Source organism: Pseudomonas sp. M20 (genome assembly GCF_045037865.1).
Classification (GTDB): Bacteria; Pseudomonadota; Gammaproteobacteria; order Pseudomonadales; family Pseudomonadaceae; genus Aquipseudomonas.
The window spans coordinates 2,105,168-2,127,503 of sequence record NZ_CP173611.1 but is presented as its reverse complement, the minus strand read 5'-3'; the positions used below and the strand labels follow the sequence as shown (position 1 = coordinate 2,127,503).

Here is a 22,336-nt window from a genome sequence, read left to right as displayed (position 1 = left end):
CGGCAGAGCCGCTGCCCTATCGCGCCCGAACAGGATCGGGTGTAAAGGCAACTAACGCGCCATTGACCTTTTGCACGACTCCCTATTTATGGGCTTAACAATGAAAATAAAAAACAAGCTAGTGCTGACGTTCGTATTGGTCGCTTTTATACCCGTGAGCCTGGTCGCAGTGGTTTCGGTGACCAACACGCGAACACTAGCGGTCGATCAGTTTATGGATGGCAGTACGCGGGAAATACGTCAGATCGATGGCAACATTCGCCAGTTTTTCGACGCCAGCCAGCAAAATGTCGATCAAATGGCAACCGATCCAGTTTATGTATCGGTTGGCGCGCTGAAGAACTATCAGACCGGTGATGCCGCCAGCCGGCCATTACCTTCTGCGGCCCAGCAACTGATCGAAAGGTTTGCGCATTACGGTGCGGCCCACCCGTCCGCGGCGATTCTCTCCATCGGCCTGGAGGACGGCTCCTATGCCAAATGGCCAGATGATCCTCAGTTGGCCAACTACGATCCACGTTCACGCCCCTGGTATAAAGCGGCGATGGCGAGCCCTGGCAAAACCGTACGAACACCCGCTTTTTACCCGGCGTATGATTACGGTAAGGAAGATGCAGCACTGGTGGGGACCGCCAGGGCAATGATCACGAGCGAAGGCATCGTCAAAGGTGTGTTAGCCGTGAACGTGTCTTTGAAAAACCTTACTGAGCTGGTCAAAAGCATCAAGCTTGGCGAAAGCGGCTACGTGATGTTGATCGAGGACGGCGTCGTACTGGTAGACCCCCGCGACACAACGCATAGCTTCAAGCCGCTCAAAGACCTGGGCGAGGCCTATGCAAAGTTGGCCGCCACCCCGCAGGGATCAACCGAGGTTGAACTCAATGGGACCCCTTACATGGCCAACGTCTGGACGTCGCCTGATCTTGGCTGGCGCTATATCGGCTTGATCGAGCGCAGTGAAGTCATGAGCGCGGCCACTCGCATGACCTACCTCACCGCCCTCATCGTGGGAGGATTGACAGTCATCTTTGCCCTGGTCGCCGTGGCATTTTCCAAGTCCATCGTCAAACCCATCAGCCAGGTCAGCACCGGACTGCAATCGATCGCACAGGGCGAGGGAGATCTGCGTCGCGACCTGGAGTTTCAGGGTAACGACGAAACCGCTGAGCTGGCAGGCTGGTTCAATAAGTTTCTCACCGCCATACGTCAGTTGATCCAACACATCGGCGCCGCATCGAGCAATCTGCAAAATGCCTCGAGGGTTAACAGCGAGGTTGCCAACAACATGAACGAGGCCGCCGGGAGACAGCGCGAAGCGGTGGAACTGGTGTCGACTGCGTTCAACGAGATGGTCGCAACCGCCAATGAGGTGGCCCGCTCATGCAGTGGCGCAGCAGAGTCTGCCGAGAACGGACATCGCCGTGTGGCGGAGGGCAAGCAGCAGATCGAGATCACCACGGACAACGTGAATCGCCTGGGACGCCGTCTGACCGAGTCGTCGCAATCGATGACGGAGCTCGAAGCTGGTAGCCGTAGTATCAACCAGATCCTTGGCACCATCCGCGCCATTGCCGAGCAAACCAATCTGCTGGCCCTGAATGCAGCCATCGAGGCCGCCAGGGCGGGTGATCAAGGTCGAGGATTTGCAGTGGTGGCAGATGAAGTCAGAGCACTGGCCAAACGCACATCCGATTCGACCGGCGAAATCGAGCAACTGCTCGGCGCCCTAGGCAGCAAGACCCAGGAGGTGATGGGCAAAATGGGAAGTTGCCTTGAGCTTTCGCGAGCCAGTGTGTCGTCCATCGAAAGCACCCGGGACAGCTTTGAAGGCATCCAATTGTCGGTCAATGAAATAAGGGATCAAAACCTGCAGATATCCGCCGCCGCTGAAGAGCAGCATAGCGTGGCCGAAGAGATCAATCGGCATATCCAGCAGATTTATGACGAGGCTCGGCTGGTGGAGAGCTTGGCCAACTCTGCACAGGATGACTCCGGCAAGTTGTCGAGTCTGTCAGATGAGCTGAACGGTCTGGTGGGGCGCTTCAAATCGTGAAACGTGGTCGTTCGCCTGGAAGTCCCAACTGGTCCATTCGCATGGAAGTGACCAGCGGGGCGTTTCTTTCTCGCGATGAGCCGCTGTCAAGAAGTCCAGGCTTGAGGCCAGGCGCACATCATCAGTCGGATGTAGGCGCGGGCAAGGCCACCTCTCCACCGAATTGTCGCGATATGACTTCAGCACCTTTGACCGCCAACTCGATAAACTCCTTTTCATTCATGTTCATTCGGACAGTCGGTGCCCCCACCGACAAGCAATAGTGCACTTCTTGATTGACGTCCTTGATGGGTACCGAGATCGCCGAAATGCCTAACAGCCGTTCGCCATGGGAAACGGCATAACCCTGCTCCCGGATCATGGCGAACTCTTCAAGCACCGCGCCATTGGTGCGCTTCGTCGCTTTGGCAACATTTTTGACTAACGGGGTGAGCTGGGCTTTGGGCATATAGGCCATCAAGACCTTTGAAGCAGACCCTACCAACAAGGGAATCTGTTCACCCGCCTGGACCACCGCGCGCAACGGTGCCGAGCTGGTAGTGACCGAGTCGAGACACACTCGATTGCGATCACTCACCGCATGGATGGAGACTGTTTCTTCAGTCTGCTCAGCGAGTTCTTGCAATACGGGTCGAGCGATCTCACGAATACCCAAGGTACTTTTTACCAAGCCAGCCAAGCGCGTGAACCGGAAGGACAAGCAATACTGCTGCTCGAGACGTACCAGGTAGCCAGCCTTTTCAAGACTCTGGACAATACGAAACGTCGTCGACTTCGGTAGCTCGATACGGTCTGCAATGTCTTGAAGCGTAAGGCTGCTGCGGTCTGAACTAAAGCTTTCGAAAACTGCCAGGATACGTTGCACAGAGCGCATCATTCTTGAAAAACCCCATCAAAATCGTTGATCGTAACGATCCTCCTCGACACGAAATGCTTCATTCGCCAACAAACGAGAATCAGTCTCAAAATAACATACTAGCATGACGCTATTTCACTCGCCAACGTCAGTTCCACCCACCGGACTCGAGAACGGAGGCGCATCGAGACCGCTGGCGACCGCGCCCTGTTCAGTCGGGCACCGTTACCAGTTGCGTGCCCAGCCAACGTTTATCCGAAACCAACGTGCGAACGACGTCAGCCAAAACAACACGTGCTGCCAAACCCGCCGGCGACAACTCATCGTCCGACAAACTGGCGACTTGATTCAAGCGGGTAAAATTGAACTCGGAAATGGGTACCGTATCGAAACGGTCTTTATCATGCCTTGCAAGCGCCGCGCTAGGTTGCACCGTCATCCCCAAGCCCGCCCCCACCGCGTCCATGAGTATCGCTAGCCCGTCGATTTCCGCGATGACGTTCATCGTGCAGCCTTCTCTTTCAAAAGCATTGTTTATCAGGGCCCTGAGGCCGTGTGTACTGCCGGGCAATATAAGGGGGACGTTGGAAAGCTCACTGATTGACAGTGATTCACTCTTGCGGACCAGGGAAAAGTCAGCTGCGGAAATAGCGAAAAGACGTTCATTTACCAGCGGTTGAGTGCTGAATCTGCGCCCATGATCAGCGCCAAACAATATCGCAAGATCGATCTGTCTAGCACTTAGCATACGCTCCAGGTTGCCCGATAACGCCTCGACAATACGAAGGGAAATATCCGGGTATCGCTCTCGCATCGCCTCCATGAACGGCAGTGCAACGACGCCTGAGGTGGATGGAGCCAATCCCACCGTGACATGCCCGGCGAACCGTCCAGTCCTGGCCGCGTGAGCCGCATCCTCCGCGTTGCGCAACACCAGTTGTGCTCGATGCCAGAATGCCAATCCGGCGCTGGTGGGCTGCACGCCGCTCTTCTTTCTTAGCAGCAACCGAACGGACAGTTCATTCTCCAGTCGACTGATTTGTTGACTGAGGGCCGAGGTCACAACATCGAGTTCAAGCGCTGCTCGCCCCATGCTTCCACACTCAACTACCCGGACAAAGTAGCGCAGTTGACGCAGTTCCATCGGACACCTCCACTATCACAACGATGCCTGGACCGGTCGGCCCAGGCACGACACGCTATTTGCCGATGAAACGCGGTTTCCTTTTTTCCTTGTACGCTTTGATGGCCTCCTTGTAGTCATCTGTGGATTGCACCACGGCCATCTGCGCAGCCACCGACTCCAAGCTCGTCCGCAAATCAGTCCGCAGCGATTGGTATAGCAGCTTCTTTATGCTGCGTTGCTGGATGGGAGGGCCATCCGCCAGGCGTGTAGCAAAATCCAGCGTTTGCTGCATGAGTTCGTCATCACCGAATACTCGGTTGACGATGCCCAATGCCAACGCCTCCTCAGCACTGACGAAATCGCCCGTCCATAACAATTCCAGGGCTTTCGCGGTACCGACTATGCGCGGCAACAAATAGCAGCCGCCATTTCCAGGGATCAGGCCGACACGAATATAAGCCTCAGCAAATCGAGCCGACTCTGATGCGAAACGCATATCGCACTGCAACGAAAGATCCATGCCCGCCCCCACCGCCGCGCCGTTTACCGCCGCGATGAGTGGCTTTTCGAAGTTCTCGATCGCCAATGCCACCTTGTGGGTGACTTTTTGCAATCTGATTTTACGCTCGAGCGGCGTTGGATCCCCCTCTGCGCTCTCCGCGGCACGACGGCCCAGGTCGCCTCCGGAGCAGAATGCATCACCGGCACCGGTGATGACAAAACAACCGATGTCATCATTTTCATCGGCCGCCAGCAATGCAGTGCGAAGTGAATCCAACATGCTCTCGCTCAAGGCGTTCTTTTTTTCGGGCCGGTTTAGCTTGGCTACCATGACCCGGCCAACGGTACTGACTTCTAGATCAGACATCATATTCCCTCAGTTCGATATGGACACGCCGCCCGTGCAAAACCACACTCGTTGCCCGCTGCGCTATTGCTCGGCCTGGGCCAGTGCACGGTGTCGTGCATGCTCGTCCCGAGCCTGCAACAATGCAGCTCTCAGCGAACGATTGAGCCACCGCTTGTTTTCGGCAAACGTGCGCGGGTTCTTTGCCCCCAACGCCTGCCCCAGCGCCGAAGCTTTCAAATGAAGTTCGTCTCGCAGGGCTACCTCGCGGACCAGCCCTCTCGCCAATGCTTCGGTAGCCTTCATCGCCCTGCCGCTCTGAATCAGATCAAGCGCCAAAGCGCGCCCGCCGATGACCTCTAGAATGTTCGCACCCGAGAAGGTGGCGATACCCAAATCAATTTCGGGCAGCGACAGTTTCGCGGTATCGACGGCGACACAGGCATCTGCCAAGAGCGCAAGCATCGCGCCACCTCCCGTCGCGGTACCATTGAGCACTGTGACAACTGGCTTGGGGCAGTCCATCACGGCGTCCTGGAGCGCCGCCAACGCCAACGACCTTCGTTCACGCTGGCGTGCCGTATCACCGTCCGCCGGTTGTTCACGAATATCGACTCCTGCGCAGAACACGCGCTCACCAGACCCGGTCAACATCACCGCGTTTATCTGCAGATCATCAGCGGCCGCCTGCAGTGCAGCCGTCACACGCTCCATCATATCCACCGTCATGGCATTCGCCTTGGCGGCACGATTCAGAGTGATCCACAGGAGCGACTCATGTCGCTCAACCGTCAACTCGCTGGTTAGTTCATCCACGGACATCTTCCTCTACGTGCTTGTTTTTATTTTCAATCGAGACACACGACACAAGTTCTACTGGGCAGTCTTTTGTCCCGACACAAACATGTCCGCGAAGAACTCTTCCTCGGGGAGGTTGCGTAACGCCACAAAATCCTGCCTTGCCGATTGCACGACGATGGGCGCTCCACAGGCATAGACCTGATGCTGGGAAAGATCCTCGTAATCTTCCATGACTGCACGGTGAACAAAGCCGACCCGGCCTTCCCATAGATCGTCGGGGTGTGCTTCTGACAGGACAGGTATGAACGTGATGTTGTGACTTTTCGCCCAAGCCTCGGCAACGGAACTCAAATACAGATCCGAGGCCCTTCGCCCGCCCCAATAGAGCGTTATTTCACGACTCGATGCTTTTTCAAGTTCGCGCTCAATCATGGCTTTGATCGGTGCGAACCCTGTGCCGCTGGCAACGAAGACCATTGGTTTACTACTGTCTTCACGCACAAAAAAAGTACCTAGCGGGCCCTCAAGGCGCACCAAGTCGTTTTCTTTCATGACATTGAAAACGTGTTGGCTAAACGGGCCACCGTAATTCCTGAGATGCAATTCCAACACGTTGTCGTCGGGCACGTTTGCCAGCGACAAACTGCGACGAATACCGCCTGGCATCACGACGTTGATGTATTGCCCAGGCAAAAACCTTAAAGACTCCTTGGCAGGAAGGCGCAGGCGAATTCTCATCACATCCTCGGCCAGGCGCTCGAGACGATCGACACGGGAAACAAGCCGTCGAATAGGGATGTCTTGTGTTGCTTCCACCACCTCGCAGGCGATCGTCAATGCGGTTAAAGCCTTTGCCTGGCACAGGAGCGCGTAGCCCTGCTGCCGGTCCTCGTTGGAAAGTATCGCCATGCTGGACTCCGCATGATCGACCACCCCGTCGAGTACTTTGGCCCGACAGGTTCCGCAGATGCCATTTTGACAACTGTAGGGCAGTTGACACCCGTTTTTGAGGGCGGCAGCAAGTATCGTATCGTCTTGCTGCACCTCGAACGTGCGGTCGATAGGCTTCACATTGACCCGATGCGTCAATGTGGCGGACAGGCTGTCATTCATAGCGATTCACCCCTTTACAGAATGTTTTGTACGTTGCTCTTTCTCGCGACAAACTTGGGGGCGGTTCATTAACCGCGCACAATCAAGGCGTCCGCGGCAATCACACCGTGGGGCAATACAAACATTGGATTTATGTCGATTTCGGCTATATCGCTGCGCTGCTCCCAGGCAAACTGCGATAACGCCACCAACGCGCGGGCAACAGCATCGACGTCAAGGGGAGGCGCGCCCCGAACCCCGTGCATGATCACGCTGCATTGCAGTTCATCGAGCATTTCCATAGCGGTTGGCAGGCCGAAAGGAGCGATTCGACACGCGGAATCCTTCAGTACTTCCGCATAAATCCCACCTGCGCCGACTACCACCACTGGGCCAAATGAAGGATCCTTGACCACCCCGGCAATCAGTTCGAAGCCACCTGTCACCATCTCGGAAACGAGGACACCTTCAATGTGGGCGGCAGGCACATGCCGTTGCGCGTTGGCCAACACCTGCTCGATCGCTGACTCCAGCTCCTGGGCGGTCCGAATGCCGACCTTTACGCCGCCTATTTCGGTTTTGTGCGCAATGTCCGCAGAGACAATCTTGACGACTAGGGGCGCTTTGACTTTGTCGAACAGCGCAGCGTCAAAACCCTTCACGATCAGGTCGGTTGTGACGGGGATACCGATGGAACGTAACATTCCCTTGGACTCGACCTCGGACAACGATGCCCGACTGCCAACGGCGGTGCTAAGCGCTACAGAAGCTCGCTCTACTTTGAGGCCCTCATCCTCTTGCATCTGCAAAATGCGCGATTGAGTCCGCTTGAATCGCATCAGCATTGCGATAGCTTTGGCGGCTCGCGACGGCGAAGGCAACACCGGAATTCCCGCATCAGCGAATACACGCAGCGCCTCTGCAACCTGAACGCTGGGGGCTGAGGAAAAAACCAGGATCGGCTTCGACGCCGACGCGGCAATTCGGGCCAATACCTGGGCTGCCGCCAGGCTGCCAGAGGCGCCTGTGGTTGCCAGGTTAATGCAAAGCGATCCTACGGCAGGGTCTTCAAGCGTCGCGCTTACAGCGGCTTCCAACTTCTGCGCATTGGCCGCTGAAAAATACCCTGCGGTAAGGTCGATTGGATTATGGACGGCCCCGATGTTAGGTACGACCGTCAGCAGCTTTTGCTGGGTATCGTTACCCAGTTCACACAAGGTCAGACCTTCAGGCTCACCCGCATCTGCGAATACGATCGCAGACCCGCCCGATACCCCCATCACCGCGACACCCCCATTGTCCGGGTATTTTTTGCTTTCCAATGCCTTGAGGAAATCCACTGCTTCATGGATCTCTCTGATCTCGACGATCCCCGTTTGCTTGAACAGGGCACGATAGAAATCATAGACACCCGTCATGCTGGCGGTATGCGATGCGGCCGCTAGTGCGCCCTGCTCGGTGACGCCCCCCTTCCACAGCAGGATCGGCTTGCCGCGCGCCGTAGCCTTGCGGCCGATCTCCAACAGCGCACGACCGTCATTGGTTCCCTCGATATAGGCGACGATGGTGTGTGTCTCGTCATCATCAAGCAGCGCCTCAATGAGCTGTACCGTGTTGACATCGCTTTCGTTGCCCGTCGCGATGACATGCCGGAAACCAATCCCGGCTTCGGCGCATGCAAGGGCGATGCTGTAGCCGAATCCCCCACTCTGCGTCACCAGCGATACCGACCCTTTCTCGAGTTTCGGTTCACGCGTAATGCTGCCGAATGCGGCGTAGACACGAGAATGGATGTTGGCAAAACCGAGGCAGTTGGGCCCGATGATACGCATGCCCGCCGCCCGGGCAATCGCGAGCATTTTCTCCTCTCGGAGAACCCCTTCCGGACCGCTCTCTCGAAAGCCACCACTCAGAACCACCGCAAAAGGAACCTTCTTATGCGCACTCGATTCCAGCACGGCTAAAACGCCCTGCGCAGGAACGCCAACCACCACGAGGTCGACGTCGCCTTCGATATCTGCAACGGACCCATAGCACTTCAAACCTTCAAAGGTTTCGTATTTGGGATTCACCGGATAGATCGCGCCGGTATATCCATTGCTCATCAGAGCTCTCACAGCCTGAGAGCCGGGACGTCCCGCATCCTCCGACACGCCTACAACCGCAATCGAACGTGGTTCAAGCAAGTTTTTGTAATTATTCATATCGGTACTGATGCCCTTGATCGCTATCGAAAATCGGGAGACGAGGTAAAGAGATGCAGTCGTTTCTCTGCTTTCCCCAAAAGCAGAGCTGCCACGGTGCACTGTCGTCCGCAGCCAGCCGAAAGTCAATTATTTTCGGAATAGGTTTCAGTGAATGAAACCACAAAGACCATCTTATAATAGCTTGCACCGGCGCTAACCCAGCATGCACCCACTACGCGCAAGTTCCACCTATTGAAACTTGTGCTAATTATCAAAACACATGCTAGTATGATTTTCCGTCGACCGAGGGCACGCTACGGCCTCGTATGGACGGTTGATTTGTCCTGCATACATGCAGATTCAATAGGAGCATTGATGATGATTTACACGCGCAGTGGGGCAGACGCCCTTGCAAATCGGAGCGTTATCGTTTCGCCCGGCACCGGAAACCAGCATTGGGGAACGACCTTCTTTGGCCCGCGGAGCTCTCAAGAACGGGCCCCAGGCCCTCAGGCGACAATGTCTGAACTCAGAGCACACGAAGCAGTGGTGCCCCATTTCCACGGGGTGTCGATGTTTCAGTTGTTCATCGCTGGCAGTGGCACACTGGGTAATCGCGGACAGGTGCTGGAACCGCTCACCGTCCAGTTCAAAGACCATCACACGGCTTACGGTCCGATCGTGGCGGGCCCGCAAGGGCTGTCCTTCGTCGCCATGCGGATGTACACCGGGAACTCCCAACCGGTCTATTTGAGTGAACCTGGCTACCGGGAGCAACTGCGTCCAAGCAAACGCCGGCACCTGACGTCCGAGCCCATCAAGTTCTCCATTGCCCCTGTGATGCAGGCCCGCGAAGAAGCGAGTTGGGAACTGCTTTTTGAAGATGAGGCAGATGGGCTGCGCGCTCAGGTGTTGCGATTGGGCGCTGGTATGAAAGTGGACGGTCCGCCCCCTGGTATTGCATCCGGTTATTACGTTTTCGTAGGAAACGGCAGCGTGCTGCATGGCGAAGAAGAGCTTCCTCTCTGGTCCATGATCGTCGTGGAATCAACTGAGGAAAAGTTCGAGATCCAAGCAGGTGGCGAAGGTGCCGAGGTCCTCGTGCTCCAGTACCCCCGGGAAGAGATTTGAAGTAGGGGTTCCCTCCGGCGGACTGAGATTCGCTGGTCGTGTGCCCAACGTTAGCGCGTAAGAAACACCGCTTCACCCTATCAAACAATAAACAAGTCTACGCCCCTGAGGGGGAGTAAAAGGCTTTGCACAATGGAGTTCGTTATGAGCATTGGCGTAACGTTCAATTTCAAAGGGCTGGTCGCGCCGATATCCGGCGCGCCCCCCAGCCGGCTATTCGCTACGACCGCTTTACCCACGCTGACACAACTCGACATGCCTGCGGTGCACACAGCGATCAACACGACAAGCATTCATGCAGGTAGGAAACGTTCGGATAGAAGAAGCAGCGCTCGTGTCCCTGGAGCGCTCAGAAAGCTCCAGCTAAGCAGCCTGCTGGCCTGTCTGGCTATCAGTGCCGCCGGCATCGCTACAGGCGCATACGCTGGACAACTCCCCGCCTCTTCAGCATTGGCCTACGACAAGCAGACACAAGGCCCTGTACCCATTCCAGTATCGGAACGAGGCCTTCCAACGGTCACGGCTCAAACCTGGTTCAAAGCATCCAACGAAGGTCGGATACTGGAAGGCGCGATATTTGACCGCGAGGGCAACCTGCTTTTCTGTGATGTTTCGGGTAAACGCGTACTTCGCCTCTCGCCGACCAAACAGCTTTCAATCGTAGCCACGATAGAGAATCTCTCCCCTGGCGGACTGGCCTTTCATCCCGACGGACGTCTGTTCATCGCGGCTCTCGATCTGAACCGCAACCTCGGCGCGATTTTCGCGGTCAAACCCGATGGCACGGGCATGCAAACCATCATCGCGCAAGACGCCGGATTCATGCCCAATGACCTGGCGTTCAACAAACAGGGCGGTTTCTACTTCAGTGATTTCAAAGGTATCTCGACCGAGCCAAAGGGCGGGATCTATTACGTTTCTCCCGATCTTTCGCCTCCCGTTGTCGTCTTGCCGCATCTCTCGATGGCCAACGGCGTTACGCTAAGTCCAGACGGAAAAACCCTGTGGGCAACCGAATTTGGCCGCAACCTTCTGCATCGCATCGACCTGGCCAACGCTACTACCATCGCCACTATCAGTTCGTCCATCCCCTACCGTTTCACGGGGCCCTCTCCCGATTCGATGCGGGTCGACGCCGATGGCAATGTCTATGTGGCGATCTATGGGCAAGGGCGTGTAATGGTCTTTAACCAGATCGGTATCCCGATTGGCCAGGTGCTGCTGCCGGGGCGCGAACAAGGACACAACCTGCTATCGACTAGCCTCGCCATTGATCCCAATACGAACACCTTGTACTCCGTCACCAGTGATGGAGATAAGGGGCAAGGAGCGACAATATTCAGCGCCAAGGTGTTCACCCATGGCTTGCCTCCGGCGTCATTCAAATGAGCCGCCTCAATGCTTGTTCCCAACACGTGTGTCCTATTGATCACATGGAGAAACCCTTATGACCCCTTTTGGCGTAGAGCCTGACTCTTTGAATGCCAAGCGCGATACGACAAAAGCCTCACGATGGGTGTGTCGTATCTTTGCCATTGTATTGCTGATACTCGGTCTGGCCCTTTCCATTGGCGGTGTCATCTTGGTTGCGGACGCAGGTTCTGCGTACTACCTGATCACCGGGCTGGCCTTCATCACAAGCGCTGTATTTCTCTGGCGCGGCGATGCGCGAGGGATTTGGGTCTATGCCGCAATGCTGGTCTGGACCACGGCCTGGAGCTTGTGGGAAGTGGGTTTTAACGGCTGGCAGCTGGCGCCCCGACTGATGGGTCCGTTCGTTCTCGGCGCAGTACTTCTGCTACCGCATTTCACCCGACTCACGCCTGCGCCGAACACCCGGAAGCTTCCACGCGGCTGGCCATCGTTTGCCGGCGGCCTGGCCGCTGCAATCGCCTTGGGGAGCGTCAGTCACGCTTTCGGACCTGACGCACCGGACTTTCCGATGTTGAGACGCGGCTTGCAATCGCAGGCGCCAGCGAAACTGCCTGAGCCAATGGCCAACAACGAACGTACCGACTGGCAAGCCTACGGCAATGACCAGGGTGGGACCCGCTTTAGCCCGCTTGCCGACATAGACACAACCAACGTCTCGAAGCTGGTCAAAGTCTGGGAAGCCGACATGGCGCCGGTGAACGGCGATCTCAACGCGATCGAAGGCACCCCCATCATGATGGGTAGTTCCCTGTACGCGTGTGATGGCAATAACGGCATCCATGCATTCGATGCGGAAACCGGCAAAGAATTGTGGCGCCGCGACATTTCCAACGGCGTACCGCAGTCGGGTAAACCTTGTCGGGGTGTGGCGTACTACAAAGTGCCTGACGCCAATGGGTTTTGCTCGGAACGCATCTACGCCCCCAGCCACAACCCCACGCTGGTGTCACTGGATGCGAAAACCGGTGAATATTGCCCAGGGTTTGGTAATAACGGCGCGGTCGATCTGACAAAGGGCGTCGCACCTTACCCACATGGCTTGTTCTACGTCAGCTCGGCACCGCAAGTCATCCGCGGCAAGATTGTCGTCGGTGGCGGCATCCCCGACGGGCAATATTGGGGTGGTCCGTCGGGCGTCATCAGGGCTTTCGATGCGGTGACAGGCGAACTCGCCTGGGCTTTTGATGCCGGCGCGCCGAATCGCCTCGGCCTGCCACCTGAAGGGCAGTATTACACGCCTTCTACGCCTAACAGCTGGGCCCCCATCAGCGCGGATGAGAAGCTCGGCCTGATTTATTTGCCCGTGGGCAACGCGACACCTGATGCTTACGGTGGCCAGCGCCGTCCCTATGACGAGGACATCTCCAGTGCGGTGATCGCTCTCGACGCGGAGACGGGTCGGCTGCGCTGGAAATTCCAGGCCACGCACCACGACATCTGGGATTATGACGTCGCCTCTCAGCCCACCCTGTTGAACTGGCCTACCGCAAAGGGCATGCGGCCAGCACTGATCCAACCGACCAAGCGCGGCGAGATTTTCGTGCTCGACCGCGAGACTGGCGAGCCGATCAAGGCGGTGGAAGAACAGCCTGTGCCTCAGCGTGATATTGCCAAAGGCGAATGGCTGTCCCCTACCCAACCTGCCTCTGTGGAGCTCCCTGCTTTCAGGGGGCCTCAACTGCGCGAAAAAGACATGTGGGGGGCGACGCCGATCGACCAGATGGTTTGCCGGATCATGTTCAAACAATCGCGCTACGAGGGCCAGTTCACGCCCATCACGCTCGACAAGAATGTCTTGATCGATCCCGGTTCAATGGGTGGTGTGAACTGGAATGGCATCTCGCTGGACGTTGATCGCGGGCTGATGATCGTCAACTGGACTCAGGTCCCTGACCGAATCGAGTTGGTAACACGCGAAGAAGCAACGCAACGCAATTTCAAGATTGCACCTGGTCTGGATGCAGGGGGACAAGCCGAGCAGCCTATGCTTGACACGCCATACGGTGCTTATCGGGTCAACTTCCTTTCGCAGCTTGGCATTCCTTGCAATGCGCCGCCTTGGGGTCTGATTGGCGCTGTTGATCTTGTCAGCGGCAAGCTCATCTGGTCCAAGCCATTTGGCTCCCCGCGTGACATTGGCCCGTTCGGTCTGCCGACCCTGGTCTCCATCCCGATCGGTACACCGACCGCCGGTGGTGCCGTGACGACCCGTGGCGGCCTGGTATTTATCGGTGGCGCAGCAGAGCATACGTTCCGTGCCCTGGATGCCGCCACCGGCCGAGAGCTGTGGAGCAGCCGCCTGGCCACCAGCGCAAATGCTACGCCCATGACCTATCGCAGTCCGGTCAGCGGAAGGCAATTTGTGGTGGTCGCCGAGGGTGGGCGCCCGCATTATCGTACGAAGCCTGGTTCGAAGCTGGTTGCTTTTGCAATTCCAGACGGCAAGTAATGGCGGCTGACAATAGCTGATCAACTTAGGAGCCGGTCCATCGTGACCGGCCTCCAAAGGATTGAACTGGGCAAATTTGCCTGTCTCTGAAATGGATCTATATCCATTTCAATATCAAAGCGCCCGATGCACTTGCATCGGGCGCTTTGTATTTCAGCGAGCGTGGTAACGCCTGCCACATCGCCCTCTACACAGAAACATCACCCTTCACTAAAACTGAAGCCCTCACCTCTAAATCCGCCTTTCGCCGCGCGACGCCCATCCCTATGGTTAATCCACTGGCCGGCAGTCACTTCGCCCTGCCAGTGAATCGAGGAGATACGATGGTCGACGTTCTGGTGATAGGTGGCGGCAACGCTGCGTTATGTGCCGCATTGATGGCACGAGAGGCAGGCGCCAGCGTAATGCTGCTGGAAGGCTCGCCGAAAGTATGGCGCGGCGGAAATTCGCAGCACACGCGCAACCTGCGCTGCATGCACGATGCGCCTCAGGATGTGCTGGTCGATGCCTATCCCGAAGAAGAATATTGGCAGGATCTGCTTAAAGTCACCGGTGGCCTTACCAACGAGAAACTGGCGCGCATCGCCATTCGTGCCTCGTCATCTTGCCGTGATTGGATGCGTTCACATGGCGTGCACTTTCAGCCGCCCTTGTCGGGTGCTCTTCATGTGGCTCGCACCAACGCGTTTTTCATGGGCGGCGGAAAGGCACTGATCAATGCCTACTTTCGCAGCGCCGAACGCCTGGGCGTGAAGATCCGTTATGACGCTCAGGTCACTGACATAGAACTGGAAAACGGTGCTTTCGTCGCAGCTCACCTGGCCGAACGCGGGGTAGATGGACAACGATTGCCAGCGGAGCGTATCGAAGCACGCGCCTGCGTCTTGGCTGCTGGCGGGTTTGAATCCAACCGCGAATGGCTACGGGAGGCTTGGGGGCAAAACGAGCGCGGTGAATGGCCATCGGACAACTTCCTGATTCGCGGCACCCGCTTCAATACTGGTGTGTTGTTGCGACGGATGCTCGATCTTGGCGCCGATGCAGTCGGCGACCCGACTCAGGCGCATATGGTGGCCATCGACGCACGGGCTCCGCTTTACGACGGCGGTATCTGTACCCGCATCGACTGCGTATCCCTGGGCGTGGTTGTCAACCGCGATGGCGAACGGTTTTACGATGAGGGTGAGGATTTCTGGCCCAAACGTTATGCGATCTGGGGCCGTCTCGTTGCAGGACAACCCAACCAGCAGGCCTACTCGATTATCGACCAACAGGCACTTGGCCGCTTCATGCCGCCGGTGTTCCCTGGAACCACAGCACGGACGTTGCCAGAACTTGCTCGCCTGTTGAACTTGCCGCAAACGCAGTTCGTTAAAACCATTGAAGACTACAACAACGCTTGCCATGTCGGCACGTTCGACCACACCACGCTCGATGACTGCCATACCGAAGGGCTTACTCCCGCCAAGACTCACTGGGCAAGGCCGCTCACCAAACCACCCTACTACGCCTACCCCCTCAAGCCAGGTGTCACCTTTACCTATCTCGGCTTGGCGACCGACGAAACGGCCGCCGTGCACTTTGATGGCAAGGCCAGCCCGAACCTGTTTGTCGCCGGAGAAATGATGGCTGGCAACGTACTGGGCAAGGGTTATACCGCGGGTATTGGCATGGCCATCGGTACCGCCTTCGGACGAATCGCCGGCGTACGGGCCGCGCTTTGTGCGGGGGTTGGTCTTTCTCCTGTAAACTCGGAGCCTCAACATGCAGCTGTTTGATCCCCAGGTATCCAGCCAACTGATCCCGGTCCTCAACCTGCAGGAAACCGAAGTCGAACGGCAGATGACCATTTGCAATGCCTGCCGCTATTGCGAAGGTTTCTGTGCCGTATTCCCCGCAATGACCCGGCATCTTGAATTCGGTCAGGCCGACATTCATTACTTGGCGAACCTTTGCCACAACTGCGGCGCGTGCCTGTCGGCCTGCCAATACGCTGCCCCGCACGAATTTGCAGTCAACGTCCCCAAAGCCATGGCCAAGGTACGGCTGGAAACCTACACCAATTACGCCTGGCCGCAGCCACTGGGTAAATTGTACCAACGTAACGGCCTTACCTTGGGGCTGGCTTCAGGCGCTGGGTTGGCGCTGTTCCTGTCGCTTACCTTGATGATCATGGGCAACCTGTTCGTTGCCATGCCAGGCGGTAACTTCTACGGGATTTTTCCACACAACACGTTGGCACTGATGTTCAGCGCGGTGTTCGGTTTTGCCGTGTTGGCCCTGGGTATCGGCGTGCGTCGATTCTGGCGCGAAATCTCACCCGCCGAGGCACCTCTGCCGTTGAAAGCCAGTGCAGCACTGGAGGCCGGCGCCAACGTCGCACAACTCAAATACCTGGACGGCGGACATGGGGAAGGCTGCAACAACGCCGACGACGCATTCACCCTATGGCGCCGCCGCTTTCACCACCTCACCTTCTATGGGTTCATGCTGTGCTTCGCAGCCACAGGCGTTGCCACTCTCTATCATTTTTTGCTGGATTGGTCGGCCCCCTACCCGGTTTTAAGCCTGCCAGTGCTACTCGGCATCTTCGGTGGCGTAGGTCTGCTGATCGGCCCTGCAGGTTTGCTCTGGATGAATCTGCGGCGTAACCCGCAGCAAGGGGACGAGAATCAGAAACCGATGGATCGTGGCTTCATCGCGCTTCTGTTCCTGGTCAGCGCCAGTGGCCTGGCATTGCTTGCCGGGCGCGAAACCAGTGCGTTGGGCTTGTTGCTGGCCATCCACCTGGGTCTGGTCATGGCGTTCTTTCTGACCATGCCCTATAGCAAATTCGCCCACGGCATATTCCGCAGCGCTGCGTTGCTGAAATACACCATTGAAAAACGCCAACCCAACCCGATCAGTGCGGCCAGCGAATGACCGGTATTTTCAAGAGCGTGCCGACGGCATCATCGGCGCCGCTAAGTTGAAAGCAACCTTCATGGCAATCACAAGGAGAGCATTACCGATGCTCAAATAAATTACCGAGCTGTTTCGCAAGAACAGACGAGGCATGAGTTAGGTCCCGTCTTCTCATCAACTTACCGTGTGTCACGTCAAGCTCGACGCCTTTACAAACCCAGACTCCAGTCGCTCTTCGCTGGGATCAACCCGTTGCAGACATTCTTTAATGCTCTTCCGGGCGGAAGATCAATCTGAAGACGTGTTCGATTATCTAACTATAAAAACAAAAGCAGAGATCATCATGACCACTCATATGAACTGCAACACGCTTAATACTTCCATCGCATTGTTGCTGCTTTGCGGAGCGGCCAACAGTCATGCACAAGAAGCCTTCAGTCCTGAATCCCCCTGGATGTTGGGAGACTGGGGCGGCCTACGCACAGAATTGCTGGAAAAAGGTTATACCTTTAACGTGCTCTACACGGGCGACGCCGCGACGAATCTGGCCGGTGGCTATGATTCGCACACCACGGCGCGGTATACCGACCAACTTGCACTGATGAGCAATTTTGACCTTGAGAAAATACTCGGTTGGGAAGGCGCTGATTTTCAATTCACCATATCGGATCGTAACGGGCGCAATCTCACCAATGATGTCATCACCGATCCTCGGGTAGGCGGCATCAGTCAGGTTCAAGAGGTATACGGGCGCGGCCAGACCTGGCGGCTTACGCAACTCTGGTATCGTCAGAAGTTCTTTGACGGCGGGCTGGATATCAAACTGGGCCGCATGAACTTTGGCGAGGACTTCGGCAGCTTCCCCTGCAAATTCCAGAACCTGGCATTCTGCGGCGCACAGCCGGGTAACTGGGCCGGCGATATCATTTACAACTGGCCAATCACCCAATGGGCGGGCCGCGTAAAGGTCGCGTTGAGCGATGACACTTATGCGCAGATTGGTGCGTACGAGCAGAACCCGTCCTACCTGGAAATAGGTAACGGCTTCAAACTCAGCGGCAGCGGCAATGAGGGTACCTTGGTACCTGTCGAGCTGGTCCATACCACGTCGCTGGGAGCCGGACGGCTGCCAGGGGAATATCGCGTAGGGGCGTATTACAGCAGCCGTGACGCGAACGACGTCAACACAGAAGAAAACGGCATAGCCAAATCCCGCGACAGTAAATACGGCGCATGGATTGCCGGGCAACAACAAGTCTGGAAAGATCCGGACTTCGCCGCTCGCGGGCTGACGGTGTTTGCCTATGCCACCGTGCATGACAAAGCCACCAATATGATCGATCGTTATGCGCAAGTAGGCGCTTACTACACGGCCCCCTTCAAATCTCGCCCGAATGACGAAATCGGCGTCGCCATTGCCAGTCTCCATGTGAATAACCGCTTCACAGATCATCAGCAGCAACTGAATGACCGGGCGGGCGTCAGCGACTATGACGATCCTCGCTACACACCGACGCAAAGCTCAGAAACCAACATGGAAATCTACTATGGCTTTGGCGTGACCAAGTGGCTGACCGTGCGCCCCAACATCCAGTTTGTTGGTAACCCCGGTGGTGTCAGTGAAGTCAAGGACGCTTGGGTGGCCGGTTTGAAATTCGAGACCAGCCTGTAAGGGGGTTCTTCCAATGCACTTTATTTTCGAACAAACATGGGATAGCACGACAATGATATTTTGCGCCCTGCAGAATCGAGTTCAATCGTTCGCGAAGTGCTTCGCTGCCCTGGTTGCTAAATTGTCGAGTCACTCGTTCTCGTACTGGGAGCAGTTTCCTGAAGCCGTCCTGTTATCCGATCGTCCGGCAGCAAAAGACGAAGTATGACAACCGAAACACGGCGTCGTGGGTTGGGCGCGCCTTGGAACGCTGCAAAATGATCCCAACCAAACTCAGAAATACGTACCTGACAAACGTCTCATCACTTGATAGGAGTACTTTCATGTCTTGGTCCAAACCTGCTTACACCGACCTGCGTATCGGTTTTGAAGTCACCATGTACTTCGCAAACCGTTAAGTTTGTACCTGATGGACAGCGCCTCGGCCTGCCGAGGCGTTTTATTTTCGGTTCCAGAATGATGGAGCAACCATGTTCGTCCAGATACTAGGTTCCGCCGCCGGCGGCGGTTTCCCCCAGTGGAACTGCAACTGCGCCAATTGCGCAGGTTTTCGCGACGACAGCCTGCGGGCCCAGGCGCGCACCCAGTCGTCCATCGCGATTTCCGATGATGGCGTGAGCTGGGTGTTGTGCAACGCCTCCCCCGACATCCGCGCCCAACTCCAAGGGTTCGCCCCGATGCAACCCGGCCGGGCACTGAGGGACACGGGCATCGGTGCGATCATCCTGATGGACAGCCAGATCGACCACACCACCGGCCTGCTCAGCCTGCGCGAAGGTTGCCCGCATCAGGTCTGGTGCACCGACATGGTCCATGAAGACCTGAGCACCGGCTTCCCGCTGTTCAACATGCTCACCCACTGGAACGGTGGGCTGCGCTGGAACCGCATCGAACTCGACCAGAGCTTCACCATCGCCGCCTGCCCGAACCTGCGCTTCACCCCACTGCCCCTGCGCAGCGCCGCACCGCCCTATTCACCGCACCGCTTCGACCCGCACCCAGGCGATAACATCGGGCTGATCGTCGAAGACCTGCGCACGGGCGGCAAGCTGTTCTATGCGCCGGGGCTGGGCAAGGTCGACGAGTCGTTGCTACAGATCATGGCCGGCAGCGATTGCCTGTTGGTGGACGGCACGATGTGGGACGACGATGAAATGCAGCGCCGTGGCGTCGGCACCCGCACCGGTCGGGAAATGGGCCACCTGGCGCAGCACGGCCCTGGCGGCATGCTTGAAGTGCTGGAGCAACTGCCCGAGCAGCGCAAGGTCCTTATCCATATCAACAACACCAACCCGATCCTCGACGAAGATTCGCCCGAGCGGGCCGAGCTTGTGCGACGCAATGTCGAAGTCGCCTACGACGGCATGAGCATCGAACTGTAGGAGGGCCCGAAATGACTGACACGCCATTGACCACCGCAGAATTTGAAGCAGCCTTGCGCGCCAAGGGCGCCTTCTACCATATCCATCACCCGTACCACGTGGCGATGTACGAAGGCCGTGCCACGCGCGAGCAGATCCAGGGCTGGGTCGCGAACCGCTTCTATTATCAAGTGAACATCCCGCTGAAAGACGCCGCAATCCTGGCCAACTGCCCGGACCGCGAGATCCGCCGCGAGTGGATCCAGCGCCTGCTCGACCATGATGGCGCCCCGGGCGAAGACGGCGGCATCGAAGCCTGGCTACGGCTGGGCCAAGCGGTGGGGCTGAACCCCGATCAACTGCGTTCCCAGGAACTGGTACTGCCGGGCGTGCGCTTCGCGGTGGACGCCTACGTCAACTTCGCCCGCCGGGCCAGTTGGCAGGAAGCCGCCAGCAGTTCGTTGACCGAACTGTTCGCCCCACAGATCCACCAGTCGCGCCTGGACAGCTGGCCGCAGCATTACCCGTGGATCGACCCGACCGGCTACGAATATTTCCGCACTCGCCTGGGCCAGGCCCGGCGTGATGTGGAACATGGCCTGGCGATCACCTTGCAGCACTACACCACGCGCGCTGGCCAGGACCGCATGCTGGAAATCCTCCAGTTCAAACTGGACATTCTCTGGAGCATGCTCGACGCCATGAGCATGGCCTACGAACTGAATCGCCCGCCCTATCACACCGTGACCGACCAACGGGTTTGGCATAAAGGAATTACCCTATGAGTTTCGATCGCAGCCAAACCCCGAACTGGCGCCCCGGCTATCGCTTCCAGTACGAACCGGCCCAGAAAGGCCACGTGCTGCTCTATCCTGAAGGCATGATCAAGCTGAACGACAGCGCTGCGCTGATCGGCGGCCTGATCGATGGTGAACGCGATGTGGCGGCGATCATCGCTGAGCTGGATAAACAATTTCCCGGTGTGCCAAAGCTCGGTGACGACATCGAGCAATTCATGGAGGTCGCCCGTGCACAGCACTGGATCACCCTTGCCTGAGAAGCCCGCCGTCGGCCTGCCGCTGTGGCTGCTGGCCGAGCTGACCTATCGCTGCCCGCTGCAATGCCCATACTGCTCCAACCCGCTGGACTTCGCCGAGCAAGGCAAGGAGCTGAGCACCGAGCAGTGGTTCAAGGTGTTTCGCGAAGCCCGGGAAATGGGCGCCGCGCAGTTGGGTTTTTCCGGAGGCGAGCCGTTGGTGCGCCAGGACCTGGCCGAATTGATCGGTGAAGCGCGCAGGCTGGGCTTCTATACCAACCTGATCACCTCCGGCATCGGTTTGACCGAACAGAAAATCAGCGACTTCAAAAAGGCCGGCCTGGACCATATCCAGATCAGTTTCCAGGCCAGCGACGAGCAGGTGAACAACCTGCTGGCAGGCTCGAAGAAAGCCTTCGCGCAAAAACTGGAGATGGCCCGGGCGGTGAAAGCCCACGGCTATCCGATGGTGCTGAACTTCGTGACCCATCGGCACAACATCGACAAGATCGACCGCATCATCGAGCTGTGCATCGCCCTGGAAGCCGACTTCGTCGAGCTCGCCATCTGCCAGTTCTATGGCTGGGCGCAGCTCAACCGCGTCGGCCTGCTGCCCACTCGGGAGCAATTGGTGCGGGCCGAGCGCATCACCAACGAATACCGGGCCAAGCTGGAAGCCGAAGGCAACCCGTGCAAGCTGATCTTCGTGACCCCGGACTACTACGAAGAACGCCCCAAGGGCTGCATGAACGGCTGGGGCAGCATTTTTCTCACCGTCACGCCGGACGGCACGGCATTGCCGTGTCACGGCGCCCGGCAGATGCCGGTGCAGTTCCCGAATGTGCGCGACCACAGCATGCAGCACATCTGGTACGACTCGTTCGGCTTCAACCGCTTCCGCGGTTATGACTGGATGCCCGAACCGTGTCGCTCCTGCGATGAAAAGGAAAAGGATTTCGGCGGCTGCCGCTGCCAGGCGTTCATGCTCACGGGCGATGCCAGCAACGCCGACCCGGTGTGCAGCAAATCCGAACATCACGGGGTGATCCTTAAAGCGCGTGAAGACGCCGAGCACGCCACGCAAACCATCGAGCAACTGGCCTTTCGCAATGAACGAAACTCACGCCTCATCGTTAAAGGCTGATCGTTTCAGCGACAGAAATGTCTGACTGATCGACGATCGATTCGAACGGTAACGTCCGACGCGCAGCAAATACCACGTGCGACACCTGAGGGATTCAAGTTCTCGGCGTCGCAGATGGCGCATCATTGGTGAATAAAGCTCAGCACTGCATCAATATCTCACAGGCTAATCAATTAAAAAATAGCCTGTAGAATATCCCCATACCGACAACAAAATCATTCCAGATATCGAGTAGGCATCTTAA

18 protein-coding genes and 1 pseudogene are annotated in these 22,336 nt (G+C 57.2%); 13 read left to right on the top strand and 6 right to left on the bottom strand.

Annotated elements, in window-relative coordinates:
* Positions 1 to 88: 88 nt before the first annotated feature.
* Both ACI514_RS09590 and ACI514_RS09585 read left to right on the top strand, forming a co-directional pair.
* Positions 89 to 1,198: pseudogene (locus ACI514_RS09590) on the top strand (sensor histidine kinase); the annotation flags it as partial.
* Between the two features lie 87 nt (positions 1,199 to 1,285).
* Positions 1,286 to 2,053 (top strand): methyl-accepting chemotaxis protein, encoded by a 768-nt coding sequence (locus tag ACI514_RS09585; protein WP_371856347.1) that lies wholly within the window; start codon positions 1,286 to 1,288, stop codon positions 2,051 to 2,053.
* Positions 2,054 to 2,174: 121 nt separating this feature from the next.
* On the opposite strand, the gene ACI514_RS09580 is transcribed toward ACI514_RS09585, so the two are convergent.
* From ACI514_RS09580 to ACI514_RS09555, 6 genes are all read right to left on the bottom strand, one after another.
* Positions 2,175 to 2,927 (bottom strand): IclR family transcriptional regulator, encoded by a 753-nt coding sequence (locus ACI514_RS09580; protein WP_013692815.1) that lies wholly within the window; start codon positions 2,925 to 2,927, stop codon positions 2,175 to 2,177.
* 193 nt (positions 2,928 to 3,120) lie between these two features.
* Positions 3,121 to 4,053 carry a LysR family transcriptional regulator gene (locus ACI514_RS09575; RefSeq protein ID WP_013692814.1) on the bottom strand — a complete coding sequence of 311 codons (933 nt, stop codon included), beginning with the start codon at positions 4,051 to 4,053 and terminating at the stop codon, positions 3,121 to 3,123.
* A gap of 55 nt (positions 4,054 to 4,108) precedes the next feature.
* A complete protein-coding gene (locus tag ACI514_RS09570; protein WP_405123638.1) occupies positions 4,109 to 4,903 on the bottom strand; it encodes an enoyl-CoA hydratase/isomerase family protein in 795 nt (264 codons plus the stop codon).
* A gap of 63 nt (positions 4,904 to 4,966) precedes the next feature.
* Positions 4,967 to 5,704, bottom strand: a complete 738-nt coding sequence (locus ACI514_RS09565; protein WP_405123637.1) for an enoyl-CoA hydratase/isomerase family protein — start codon at positions 5,702 to 5,704, stop codon at positions 4,967 to 4,969.
* A 51-nt stretch (positions 5,705 to 5,755) separates the two neighbouring features.
* Entirely contained in the window at positions 5,756 to 6,796 is a 1,041-nt protein-coding gene (locus ACI514_RS09560; RefSeq protein WP_405123636.1) for a CDP-6-deoxy-delta-3,4-glucoseen reductase, read from the bottom strand.
* A gap of 68 nt (positions 6,797 to 6,864) precedes the next feature.
* A complete protein-coding gene (locus tag ACI514_RS09555) occupies positions 6,865 to 9,108 on the bottom strand; it encodes an acetate--CoA ligase family protein (protein ID WP_405123635.1) in 2,244 nt (747 codons plus the stop codon).
* A 426-nt stretch (positions 9,109 to 9,534) separates the two neighbouring features.
* On the opposite strand from ACI514_RS09555, the gene ACI514_RS09550 reads away from it, so the two are divergent.
* The 11 genes from ACI514_RS09550 (at position 9,535) to pqqE (ending at position 22,092) form a co-directional block, all read left to right on the top strand.
* Positions 9,535 to 10,092 carry a hypothetical protein gene (locus ACI514_RS09550; RefSeq protein WP_095058147.1) on the top strand — a complete coding sequence of 186 codons (558 nt, stop codon included), beginning with the start codon at positions 9,535 to 9,537 and terminating at the stop codon, positions 10,090 to 10,092.
* 144 nt (positions 10,093 to 10,236) lie between these two features.
* Positions 10,237 to 11,481: an SMP-30/gluconolactonase/LRE family protein gene (locus ACI514_RS09545; protein ID WP_405123634.1), complete on the top strand. Its 1,245-nt coding sequence runs from the start codon at positions 10,237 to 10,239 to the stop codon at positions 11,479 to 11,481.
* Between the two features lie 58 nt (positions 11,482 to 11,539).
* Complete coding sequence (locus tag ACI514_RS09540; RefSeq protein ID WP_405123633.1) at positions 11,540 to 13,975, top strand: membrane-bound PQQ-dependent dehydrogenase, glucose/quinate/shikimate family; 2,436 nt, start codon at positions 11,540 to 11,542, stop codon at positions 13,973 to 13,975.
* 323 nt (positions 13,976 to 14,298) lie between these two features.
* Positions 14,299 to 15,753: an FAD-dependent tricarballylate dehydrogenase TcuA gene (gene tcuA, locus ACI514_RS09535; RefSeq protein WP_405123632.1), complete on the top strand. Its 1,455-nt coding sequence runs from the start codon at positions 14,299 to 14,301 to the stop codon at positions 15,751 to 15,753.
* Complete coding sequence (gene tcuB, locus ACI514_RS09530; protein WP_405123631.1) at positions 15,740 to 16,897, top strand: tricarballylate utilization 4Fe-4S protein TcuB; 1,158 nt, start codon at positions 15,740 to 15,742, stop codon at positions 16,895 to 16,897. The genes tcuA and tcuB overlap by 14 nt, the downstream gene beginning before the upstream one ends.
* A gap of 325 nt (positions 16,898 to 17,222) precedes the next feature.
* Entirely contained in the window at positions 17,223 to 18,551 is a 1,329-nt protein-coding gene (locus tag ACI514_RS09525) for a carbohydrate porin (protein WP_405123630.1), read from the top strand.
* Positions 18,552 to 18,874: 323 nt separating this feature from the next.
* Positions 18,875 to 18,949 (top strand): pyrroloquinoline quinone precursor peptide PqqA, encoded by a 75-nt coding sequence (gene pqqA, locus ACI514_RS09520; RefSeq protein WP_020295432.1) that lies wholly within the window; start codon positions 18,875 to 18,877, stop codon positions 18,947 to 18,949.
* A gap of 72 nt (positions 18,950 to 19,021) precedes the next feature.
* Positions 19,022 to 19,933 (top strand): pyrroloquinoline quinone biosynthesis protein PqqB, encoded by a 912-nt coding sequence (pqqB, locus tag ACI514_RS09515; RefSeq protein ID WP_405123629.1) that lies wholly within the window; start codon positions 19,022 to 19,024, stop codon positions 19,931 to 19,933.
* Between the two features lie 11 nt (positions 19,934 to 19,944).
* Positions 19,945 to 20,697 (top strand): pyrroloquinoline-quinone synthase PqqC, encoded by a 753-nt coding sequence (gene pqqC, locus ACI514_RS09510; protein WP_323154455.1) that lies wholly within the window; start codon positions 19,945 to 19,947, stop codon positions 20,695 to 20,697.
* Entirely contained in the window at positions 20,694 to 20,969 is a 276-nt protein-coding gene (gene pqqD / locus ACI514_RS09505) for a pyrroloquinoline quinone biosynthesis peptide chaperone PqqD (RefSeq protein WP_405123628.1), read from the top strand. The genes pqqC and pqqD overlap by 4 nt, the downstream gene beginning before the upstream one ends.
* Positions 20,962 to 22,092, top strand: a complete 1,131-nt coding sequence (pqqE, locus tag ACI514_RS09500; protein ID WP_405123627.1) for a pyrroloquinoline quinone biosynthesis protein PqqE — start codon at positions 20,962 to 20,964, stop codon at positions 22,090 to 22,092. Before pqqD ends, pqqE begins: the two co-directional genes overlap by 8 nt.
* The last annotated feature ends 244 nt before the right edge of the window (positions 22,093 to 22,336 follow it).

Excerpts from the sequence above, each read along its gene's own strand:
- pqqB (WP_405123629.1), top strand. The coding sequence starts at position 19,022 with ATGTTCGTCCAGATACTAGGTTCCGCCGCCGGCGGCGGTTTCCCCCAG.
- ACI514_RS09580 (WP_013692815.1), bottom strand. The coding sequence starts at position 2,927 with ATGCGCTCTGTGCAACGTATCCTGGCAGTTTTCGAAAGCTTTAGTTCA.
- ACI514_RS09525 (WP_405123630.1), top strand. The coding sequence starts at position 17,223 with ATGACCACTCATATGAACTGCAACACGCTTAATACTTCCATCGCATTG.
- ACI514_RS09575 (WP_013692814.1), bottom strand. The coding sequence starts at position 4,053 with ATGGAACTGCGTCAACTGCGCTACTTTGTCCGGGTAGTTGAGTGTGGA.
- ACI514_RS09565 (WP_405123637.1), bottom strand. The coding sequence starts at position 5,704 with ATGTCCGTGGATGAACTAACCAGCGAGTTGACGGTTGAGCGACATGAG.
- ACI514_RS09545 (WP_405123634.1), top strand. The coding sequence starts at position 10,237 with ATGAGCATTGGCGTAACGTTCAATTTCAAAGGGCTGGTCGCGCCGATA.
- ACI514_RS09550 (WP_095058147.1), top strand. The coding sequence starts at position 9,535 with ATGTTTCAGTTGTTCATCGCTGGCAGTGGCACACTGGGTAATCGCGGA.
- pqqD (WP_405123628.1), top strand. The coding sequence starts at position 20,694 with ATGAGTTTCGATCGCAGCCAAACCCCGAACTGGCGCCCCGGCTATCGC.
- ACI514_RS09570 (WP_405123638.1), bottom strand. The coding sequence starts at position 4,903 with ATGTCTGATCTAGAAGTCAGTACCGTTGGCCGGGTCATGGTAGCCAAG.
- ACI514_RS09585 (WP_371856347.1), top strand. The coding sequence starts at position 1,286 with ATGAACGAGGCCGCCGGGAGACAGCGCGAAGCGGTGGAACTGGTGTCG.
- pqqC (WP_323154455.1), top strand. The coding sequence starts at position 19,945 with ATGACTGACACGCCATTGACCACCGCAGAATTTGAAGCAGCCTTGCGC.
- ACI514_RS09540 (WP_405123633.1), top strand. The coding sequence starts at position 11,540 with ATGACCCCTTTTGGCGTAGAGCCTGACTCTTTGAATGCCAAGCGCGAT.
- ACI514_RS09560 (WP_405123636.1), bottom strand. The coding sequence starts at position 6,796 with ATGAATGACAGCCTGTCCGCCACATTGACGCATCGGGTCAATGTGAAG.
- tcuA (WP_405123632.1), top strand. The coding sequence starts at position 14,299 with ATGGTCGACGTTCTGGTGATAGGTGGCGGCAACGCTGCGTTATGTGCC.
- tcuB (WP_405123631.1), top strand. The coding sequence starts at position 15,740 with ATGCAGCTGTTTGATCCCCAGGTATCCAGCCAACTGATCCCGGTCCTC.